Below are 8,490 nucleotides of genomic sequence, written 5' to 3'. Positions count from 1 at the left end.
CGCCAATCTGGAGGACGCCAATCTGCGGGGCGCCAATCTGCGGGGCGCCAATCTGTGGGGCTGCGCCGGCAACCGAAATCAAATTAAGTCCCTATTTATCTCCGAAAAATACGCAATCACTTACACCTCAGAATACCTTCAAATAGGCTGCAAGCGGTTCCCTATTGCTGAGTGGTGGGAATTTGATGATGAAAAAATTGCAGCAATGGATACTGGCGCGCTTGAGTGGTGGAAAGAGTGGAAAGACTTTATTCGCTCTGCAATTGAGAAATCTCCAGCGACCAAAACTCGCCATAAAGAAAAAGAGGAGGCAGCGTGAATACTGTTCTCCAATTTCCAGCAAACACAGACGGTAATGAAGCGGCAGAACACGCCAGAGATATTACCGAAGCGAAGGACGAGGCCGAAAAGGCTCGGATTATTGCCGAGCTTAAAGAGCAGTACTTTGACTCTCTTCGCTTATCGCTGACGAAAAACCCCAACTTTCTCTACCTGATCTCAGAAGAGCCTGACGGGTATTTCGTGGAACGCCTGCGCACTATCGCGATGTACGACAAGGCAGAGGCCGGAAACCTGATAGCAGAGGAAGGCGAAGCCCAGGCGGAGGCGTTTGCCAACGAGCTGATACAGCACGGCTCAGAGTCTCGCATCTTGTTTTGGCTCGCAGGCGTTGAGCGTGGAAGCGATGACGCCTACCAATCAGCGGTATTTGAAGCAGAGAAGCACCTCAAGGAGCTAAGCAAATGAAGCACGTAATCGAAGACAGCAGCCACCCACTAAAGCCCCGCCGCTGCATTATCAGCATCGGCAAGCCGGGCAAGGTGCGCGAATACGCCGCCCTGGGTGCAACCAACTCTGAGGCGTATCACCGCGCTATTCAGGTAGTCAAAAACTCAATGCAGCCGCGAATGGTAAGGGGGAAAATCTAATGGGAAATCTATCAGTAATTGAGCCGGAAGACATTACCGCAGACAAAGCGCCTTCGATTTATGGCCATGGCGGCTTGGGTGCTTACGTTGAATACGCCCGCGAGCAGGTCGCAGGTGAAGTGCCAGACCTGTCAACCGCGGCAAGCCGTGCGCGCATTGCCTCGCTGGCTGCAAAAGTCAGCAAGTCAAAGGTTGCCGTTGAAAAGCCAGGTCGTGAATACCTAAAGCGCATCAAAGAGCTGCCCAAAAAGATCGAAACCGAGCTGCGCGAATTCACCCGGGAAATGGACGCGCTGCGCGACGAAACCCGCAAGCCGTTGACCGAGTGGGAAGAGGCGGAAAAGGAGCGCGTTGCCAGCCACGAGGCGGCAATAGAGGCGATTCGTCAAACCGGCCAATACGCCGATGAATTTGGTACCCGCTTTAACAGCGAGAAGCTAAAGCAAAAGATCGAACACGTTGAAGGTGTCACCCTAGGTGAACACTGGGAAGAGTTTGAAGCGATTGCGGCCCGCGAAAAAGATGCGGCTTTGTCCGGCCTTAAGTCTGCCCTTGATGCCCAGCTAAAGCACGAGGCCGAACTCGCAGAGATTGAGCGCCGCCGAGCAGAACAAGCCGAGCGCGAACGCAAAGAGCGTGAAGCCCAGCTTGTACGCGAAGCCGAAGAACGCGCCAAGCGTGAAGCCCAGGCAGAGGCAGAACGCAAAGAACGCGAACACCAAGCCGCCATTGATCGCGCAGCCCGAGAAAAGGCAGAAGCTGAGGCCAGAGCGTTGCGCGAGAAAGAAGAAGCCGAAAAGCGCCAAGCAGCCGCCGTGGAAGCTGAGCGCCAGCGCATCGAAAACGAACGAATTGCCGCTGAGCAAGAGGCCGAGCGCAAGGCTGCCAATAAGCGCCACCGGGCAAAGATTAATCGTGAAGCACTGGCTGGTTTTACCGCCCTTGGATATTCCGAAGATCAGGGGCGCCAGCTAATCAAGGCAATCGTGCGAGGCTACGTGCCTAACGTATCGGTGAACTATTAACGCGGCCCAGCCGCAAGGGGAAGGTATGAACGCCCAAGCACAAGTAGCAGAGCGAGCCGCTAACTACGACCTGTTTGAGTTTATCAAGGGTCAGGCAGATTGCAGAGATGGTGTACCGCACAAGTCTGGCAAATCAGAAAGTTATGACGCGGGTTATTCAACGCAGTACGAACTAGAGCAAATCAGGAGCGCACGACATGAACGTATTTATTGATCTGGAAACAATTCCGGAGCAGCCAGAAGCCGAAGCAAAGGCCGCAATCGCTGAAAGCATTCAGGCCCCGGCAAGCATGAAAAAGCCGGAAACCGTTGCCGACTGGCACAACGGTGTAGGCAAGTACGCAGGCGAAAAAGAGGCGCTCATTGAAGAGCGCTATCGCAAAACCGCGTTGGATGGCAGCAAAGGCGAAATCATCTCTATTGCCTTCGCGGTTGAGGGTGGCGAAGTGTTTGTTTCCTCTCGCCAGCACTTTGAATCAGAGGTGGGATTGATAGAGAACGCCCTTTACCAGCTCGACCAAGAGTTGTCCTCTTACGGCCAATCGCGCCCACCCTACTTTGTCGGTCACAACATCGGCGGCTTTGATCTTAAGTTTCTGTATCAGCGCTGTGTGATCAACCGAATTAACCCAGGCTTCGATCTTAAGCAGTGGGGACGCCACGGCTCGCAGTTCTTCGACACTATGCAGGCGTGGGCCGGTTGGGGCAATCGAATCTCACAAGACAACCTCTGCAAAGCGTTGGGAATCGAGGGCAAGCCAGACGACATTGACGGCTCAAAGGTGTGGGATTTCTACAAAGCTGGCCAGATAGGGCGAATCGCAGAATACAACGCTGATGATGTGCTCAAGGTTCGTGAGATTTATCAGCGCTTAACCTTCGCCACTCAAGCAGCAGCTTAACTCGCAACCAACCAATACACTGACATACACAGGCATACATTATGGGCACACCAGTTTTAATCATCGGCGAATCCGGTACAGGCAAATCAACCTCGCTTCGCAACCTTGATCCTAGCCAGTGCATTCTTGTTCAGGCCGTTAAAAAGCGCCTCCCCTTCAAGGGTGCGGGCGCGTGGAAGACTTGGGATAGGCAAGCGAAAACCGGCTCTGTCGTGGTCACCGATCAGTCTCAAGGCATCTGTGATGCAATCATGGCCTTCCCAGCCCACTACGGCAAAAAGATCATCATTGTTGATGACTTCCAATATGTCATGGCGAATGAGTTTATGCGTCGTGGTGGTGAGACAGGTTTTGGAAAGTTCACCGATATAGCCAAACACGCATGGGATATTGTCATGGCTGCACAAGCCGCTCCTGATGATGTGACCGTGTATATCTTGGCTCACACCCAAACCGACGATAAAGGCATTACCCGCTGCAAAACCGTGGGCAAATTACTGGACGAGAAGATCACCTTGGAAGGGCTTTTCACCATCGTTATGAAGTCAGTCCGCCGAGACGGTCAATACTACTTCACCACTCAAAATGACGGGTCAGATACGATCAAAACGCCGATGGAAATGTTTGATAGCGAGCTGATCGAGAATGATCTTAATTTTGTTAATCAGGCAATCAACGCCTACTACTCGGAGCAATAAACCATGAATCAACCAGCATACATTCTGCAGTACAACGAAGAGTCCGGCACCAAGGCAGGCGGCGGAGATTACTTGAGCGAAGGCGGCCCCAAGGTGGTCACCATTGCCCAAGCCAAGTTCATCACTGCCAACACTGGCAGCCAAGGCATAGAATTTTCATTCGTAACCGAAGGCGGTCAAAAGGCCAACTACGTGAACGTCTACTACGCGAAGAAAGGTTTTAACGGTCAGCAAGGCGAGCCAATCAAAGGCGGCCAAAGTGTTCTTAACGCGCTAATGGGTCTGTTGAGCATTCAGGGCCTTAGCTCACAGCAAAACGGCCAAGACTACATTTGCCCCGAGTTGACCGGCAAGCGCATTGGTATCTTTTTCCAGAAGAAATTGTTCACCAAAAGTGACAACAGCGAAGGTTACAGCTTTGAGATTGCGGTTCCATTTAATCCATCGGACAACAAAACCCTGCGCGAGATTGTGGAAGGAAAGCCAGCGCAAACTGTCGAACGTATGACTGCCAGCTACAAAGACCGTGACGAACGCAGTCAGGGTGGAAACTCTGGCGGCTATCAAGACCAGGGTGGCTACGGCAGCGGGCCATCACCTTACTAACCATTAACCGCCCCCTATGGGCTCATTGTGGGAGATATGACAGTGAATACACACGGCGTAGTTTTGGATTTTGGCAAGCATAACGGAGAGCTTATTACCCGTGTGCCTGTTAGCTACCTTCGCTGGATGGCGAACAACGGAACCAAGATGGCGGAGTATGCAAAAGCCGAACTGGAGCGCCGTGGTGACACCATGCCAGTCGTGGAGCTTTCAGGTCACGCTATCGACCGCGCAAGCCTTCGCGTTAGAAAAATCTGGCACGAAACCAAATTAAGCGACGACGAAGGCCTTTACTCCTGGTTACAGCGCATGACGCTTGAGGCATTAGAGAAAGGCGAGCGCCTAGAGTCTGGAAAGATCAAATACAACAGAATGAAATTTGTTATCGAGCAAGGCGAAGAGTTCCCTTCCTTGCTTTCGATTATGCGCTAACCCACCCCGCCTCGAATAGAGGCGGCACTGATAAGGGCTCTGCCGCTGGGGCAGCCCTCGGGCCGGTCGAACGTTCGATTCTAGACCTGCAGAGTCCTTTTCAGTGTGGTGAATTCCTCAAGACCTTGTCGGTGGGAATGGTACCGGCCACCACACGCCAAACAACAGGAGAGAGGGTATGACAATAATTTGCGTCCATTGCGGCCATGAAATAGAAAGCGATCCACACGACACAACCTATTCAAACATAGAAACCGCTCGCGCAAGTGTAGGCCAACATACCGGCGACATTTACAAATGCGAAGGGTGTGAAGAACTAACCATTAACGATTTTTTAAGCGGTGATCAATACGCTTGGACTTATTAAGCCCCAACAGGGCAAGGGGGAAGAGTGTTAAATAAACTTGGGATTAGAAGGCGCTATCTACTGAAAACAGAATTTGGTTATCAAGATAACACCGGCGAAGGTATCTGGTTCAATCTTTATATTTTAGTCGTTTGGTTTGGCTTTATTCGTTACAAAAAACGTATACGCGCGCCCGTACCGTACCACGTAAACCTCGATAAATTGCTTGCTAAGTGGAACAAGCGAATTGAAGACCAAACGCCGTATTAGGGCAAGGGGGAAGAGTGAGCGAGCAACGAAAAATGACATGGAATGAAGTTGTACAGGAGTTATCCCGAGTAAAAGCCGAATACGTCCATCTACAAATAGATCTACGAAACAAGAGCTGGGTAAACGAACAGCTAAAGGCAGAGCTTGAACAAGAGCGGGAGCGGGTGAAGGAGTTGTGCGAAGTTATTTATCAGGCCCGCGATCAGATCGCCAATAGTCCAGAAGATTGCCTTGGCACCGGCTATCCGTCCAATCCAGATGATTGTCCGCCGTGGCCAATCCGTGACGAAATTGTGCACCGCTTTACTGTCGCCCTATCCGCTGGCGAAGGGGGGTGAGTGATGATTAAAGAATTTAAATGCTTTATTCAGGTGGCAATATTTTACGGCGTGATTGCGCTGTATGTGGCGCTAATATTTCAAGGAGCCAACCAATGACTAAACAGAAAAAAGAAAAGTGCATCCACTGCCGCAAAAAGATGAAAGCGTGGACTGTAATCTGCCCACACTGCGGCGGCATTAACGGGCATAACCGGTAGGAGCTAACCAATGACTGATATGAGAGAAGTTATCGAAGCGCTAGAAGAGGCATACGCGGCAGACAGCTCGCTTGACTTCATCCGAGACGCTGCAATCCTTTTGCGCGAGCAAGCCGCCCGCACTGCCGGGGAGGTGGTATCTGCCGAGGATTACGACTACGCAACCCGAACATTAATTGAAGTTATCGGACACGCTCAGCACTGCAACGAATGTCATTCTTTTGAGATTGCGCGCAACTGGGAGCAAGACACTCATGGCGGGCAATTGGCGAAACGCAACACCCACCCCACCCCATCGGCGAAGGTGCCAGATGGATGGATGTTATTCCCGGTTGAGGCATGGTCATTCCTGCGCGGCATCGGCGAACTGGACGGGCTACATTTTGGCGAAACACGCGAAGGGCTTGGAAAGTTCTGGTGGAGGCCCGTTATTCGAGAACTTCTAAAAGCCGCCCCGCAACCGGTGGGGGAGAGTGAGGACATCAAGAGGCTGGCAGTGATCTCCGCTAACAGGCTGGAAGAAGCCAACCGCGACCTAAAAAATTCATGCACAAACATCGACGGCAAATGGGACGACGCCGACATTGAGTCCGAATACAAGCAAGTGCGTGATCTTGTCAGGGCAATTAGGCGCTTAGCCCACCAACCAGAGGGGGAGCGGTAGCATGGTGGTAAGTGACGAATACATCCAAAGCCTATTTGCAGGCACCAACTTTGGCGCACCGGTAAACGGCTCTATAGACGCGCAGCGTGATCTGATCGCAAAGAACCTGAGAAACCAAGTAGCTGGCTACTGGAGTGGCCACACGATTTATCAAATCATGGTCAACGGCGGCTTTTTGCATGACGCAAAATCGTCAGAGGATAAGCGGCTAACCGCACTAGGTGTCGCATTTCTGCAAGATCGCCAGCGCTCAGGAGGTGAGGAGTGATGCGTAAATCATTAGTTTTGGCGGCCATATTGGCTATGACTAGTATGCCGCCGACCGTCCTTATGCCTGAACCCCGGAAGCCAAAACCAAAACAACCGGAATCCGCCAAGCGCCACGCACTGGAAAAGGCAGAGGCCAAACGTAAGCGAAAAGCCGAAAAGTTAATGCGTGATGCAGAGAGGCGAGGTCAGTAATGCGTAAAAAGCTATTACCCCTGGCCATGCTGCGCGGCTTAGGGGGCCAAGCCGGTCGAGCTGAAGCTGTGCACATAAATAGCGACGGACTCAGCGAGACTTTGATTTACCCCTATGGCGAAAAGCTAACACCCTGCCCCGCTTGCCGAGGCTACAACTTAGAACGCCAGCACTGTGCAACCTGCAAAGGCTCTGGCTTTATTCTGGAATCACGGGAGGTAGTGAGCGGTGCTTAAGTACGTCACCATCGAAAAATTCTCTGAAATTTCAGGGTACAGTGAGGCCGCTATTCGAACAAAGCGCCGCGATGGAGTGTGGCCGGAAGGCTTAGTATTTATCAAAGCCCCTGACGGGAGATTGCTGATTGATGTGGAAGGTTACGAACAATGGGTAGAAAAAGGCGAGGCGTCCGACCAGCGTCGGAAAGCTCCATTGAAATCAGTTTCATGTATCAAGGCGAGCGCTGCCGCGAAAGGCTCCCGCTCAAGCCCAATGCCACTAATCTAAATCGGGCCGAGCTTCACCGGGCGGCGATTCTTGATGCCATTGCCCGGGGCACGTTTGATTACTCGGTCACCTTCCCCGACTCCAAAAAGGCCAAATCATTCAAGCCTGACAGCGGACACAACACCGTGCGCCGCTACTTTGATGATTGGCTAGACCGTAAAGAGGGGCAAGTACAGGCCAGCACCATTCACGGGTATCGCAAGGTGATAAAACGCCTTGATGCCGCTCTTGGTCACTTGGAGCTGGTAGAGCTCAACCGACGCACCCTTCGCGAATGGCTGGAAGGCTTGAGTGTGGGCAACAAAACCCTGCGCAACATTCAGAGCGCAATCAGAGCGGGCCTGAAAGACGCGGTAGACGATGAGCTGGTAGAAACTAACCCTCTGGCGGGCTGGACATACCAGAAGCGCGAAGAGCTGAAAACCGAGGATGATGTAGACCCCTTCGATAAAGACGAACAGGCGTCTATTGTGGCGGCTCTGGAAGGCCAGGCGCTTAACCTGGTGCGCTTTATGTTCTGGACCGGGCTGAGACCATCGGAAGTGGTTGCCCTCGATTGGGCTGATGTGGACTTGCGGCGAAAAGAGGTGAGAATCACAAAATCGATCACCCAGGCGGCGAAGGGAAAAGCAGAGGTTACCAAGACAGCGGCCGGCAAGCGCACGATTAAGCTGCTGGCTCCGGCTCTCGAAGCGGTCAAAGCTCAAAAAGCGCACACTTACCTGAAGGGTGAAGAGCTGTTCCAAAACCCGCGCACCAATGAGCGTTGGCAGAGCGAGCAGCCTATCAGAAAAACCTTGTGGATACCGGCACTGAAAAAAGCCCAGGTGCAGTACCGGCGCCCCTACCAAACGCGCCACACCTACGCCAGTATGATGCTATCAGCCGGCGAACACCCCATGTGGGTAGCCCAGCAGATGGGGCACAAAGATTGGACGATGATTGCCCGGATTTACGGCCGGTGGATGCCCTCGGCAGATCAGCAGGCAGGCAGTCGAGCGGTAGAGGTTTTCGGTCAAAGTGACAGCATTAAGACAACATCGACGCCCAGCCCCTTGCTATAGCTGGCGCAGACGCGGGTTCAACTCCCCCCGCCTCCACCAACCACCCT

At 52.6% G+C, this 8,490-nt stretch carries 15 protein-coding genes; all 15 read left to right on the top strand.

Annotated features, from left to right (window positions below; translation table 11 throughout):
• Positions 1-319, top strand: a 319-nt coding sequence (locus D568_RS19160) for a pentapeptide repeat-containing protein (protein WP_020208254.1), incomplete at its 5' end; no start/stop codon positions are given.
• Positions 316-747, top strand: coding sequence for a hypothetical protein (locus tag D568_RS0103835; protein WP_020208253.1), 432 nt, complete (start codon positions 316-318; stop codon positions 745-747). The genes D568_RS19160 and D568_RS0103835, both read left to right, overlap by 4 nt.
• Complete coding sequence (locus D568_RS0103830; RefSeq protein ID WP_020208252.1) at positions 744-929, top strand: hypothetical protein; 186 nt, start codon at positions 744-746, stop codon at positions 927-929. The genes D568_RS0103835 and D568_RS0103830 overlap by 4 nt, the downstream gene beginning before the upstream one ends.
• Positions 929-1,954, top strand: coding sequence for a coiled-coil domain-containing protein (locus D568_RS0103825; RefSeq protein ID WP_020208251.1), 1,026 nt, complete (start codon positions 929-931; stop codon positions 1,952-1,954). Before D568_RS0103830 ends, D568_RS0103825 begins: the two co-directional genes overlap by 1 nt.
• A 197-nt stretch (positions 1,955-2,151) precedes the next feature.
• Entirely contained in the window at positions 2,152-2,856 is a 705-nt protein-coding gene (locus D568_RS0103815; protein WP_020208249.1) for a ribonuclease H-like domain-containing protein, read from the top strand.
• A 41-nt stretch (positions 2,857-2,897) separates the two neighbouring features.
• On the top strand, positions 2,898-3,554 hold the full coding sequence (locus tag D568_RS0103810; RefSeq protein WP_020208248.1) for an AAA family ATPase: 657 nt from the start codon (positions 2,898-2,900) through the stop codon (positions 3,552-3,554).
• A gap of 3 nt (positions 3,555-3,557) precedes the next feature.
• A complete protein-coding gene (locus D568_RS19155) occupies positions 3,558-4,160 on the top strand; it encodes a hypothetical protein (protein WP_020208247.1) in 603 nt (200 codons plus the stop codon).
• Between the two features lie 42 nt (positions 4,161-4,202).
• Positions 4,203-4,592, top strand: a complete 390-nt coding sequence (locus D568_RS19150; protein WP_169334783.1) for a putative quorum-sensing-regulated virulence factor — start codon at positions 4,203-4,205, stop codon at positions 4,590-4,592.
• Between the two features lie 178 nt (positions 4,593-4,770).
• Positions 4,771-4,959 carry a hypothetical protein gene (locus D568_RS0103795; protein WP_020208245.1) on the top strand — a complete coding sequence of 63 codons (189 nt, stop codon included), beginning with the start codon at positions 4,771-4,773 and terminating at the stop codon, positions 4,957-4,959.
• A gap of 24 nt (positions 4,960-4,983) precedes the next feature.
• A complete protein-coding gene (locus D568_RS0103790; protein WP_020208244.1) occupies positions 4,984-5,208 on the top strand; it encodes a hypothetical protein in 225 nt (74 codons plus the stop codon).
• 14 nt (positions 5,209-5,222) lie between these two features.
• Positions 5,223-5,546, top strand: a complete 324-nt coding sequence (locus tag D568_RS0103785) for a hypothetical protein (RefSeq protein WP_020208243.1) — start codon at positions 5,223-5,225, stop codon at positions 5,544-5,546.
• Positions 5,547-5,756: 210 nt separating this feature from the next.
• The gene (locus D568_RS0103775; RefSeq protein WP_020208241.1) at positions 5,757-6,410 is read left to right on the top strand and encodes a hypothetical protein; all 654 of its coding nucleotides are present in this window, start codon (positions 5,757-5,759) and stop codon (positions 6,408-6,410) included.
• 1 nt (position 6,411) lies between these two features.
• Positions 6,412-6,678, top strand: coding sequence for a hypothetical protein (locus D568_RS0103770; RefSeq protein WP_020208240.1), 267 nt, complete (start codon positions 6,412-6,414; stop codon positions 6,676-6,678).
• Between the two features lie 193 nt (positions 6,679-6,871).
• Entirely contained in the window at positions 6,872-7,108 is a 237-nt protein-coding gene (locus D568_RS19145; RefSeq protein WP_020208238.1) for a hypothetical protein, read from the top strand.
• Positions 7,109-7,258: 150 nt separating this feature from the next.
• Positions 7,259-8,443 carry an Arm DNA-binding domain-containing protein gene (locus tag D568_RS0103755; protein ID WP_040516041.1) on the top strand — a complete coding sequence of 395 codons (1,185 nt, stop codon included), beginning with the start codon at positions 7,259-7,261 and terminating at the stop codon, positions 8,441-8,443.
• The last annotated feature ends 47 nt before the right edge of the window (positions 8,444-8,490 follow it).

This window comes from Gilvimarinus chinensis DSM 19667, from assembly GCF_000377745.1.
GTDB classification, from domain to species: Bacteria; Pseudomonadota; Gammaproteobacteria; order Pseudomonadales; family Cellvibrionaceae; genus Gilvimarinus; species Gilvimarinus chinensis.
Note: the sequence above shows the minus strand (reverse complement) of the source record. Positions and strands in the feature narration are given on the sequence as shown.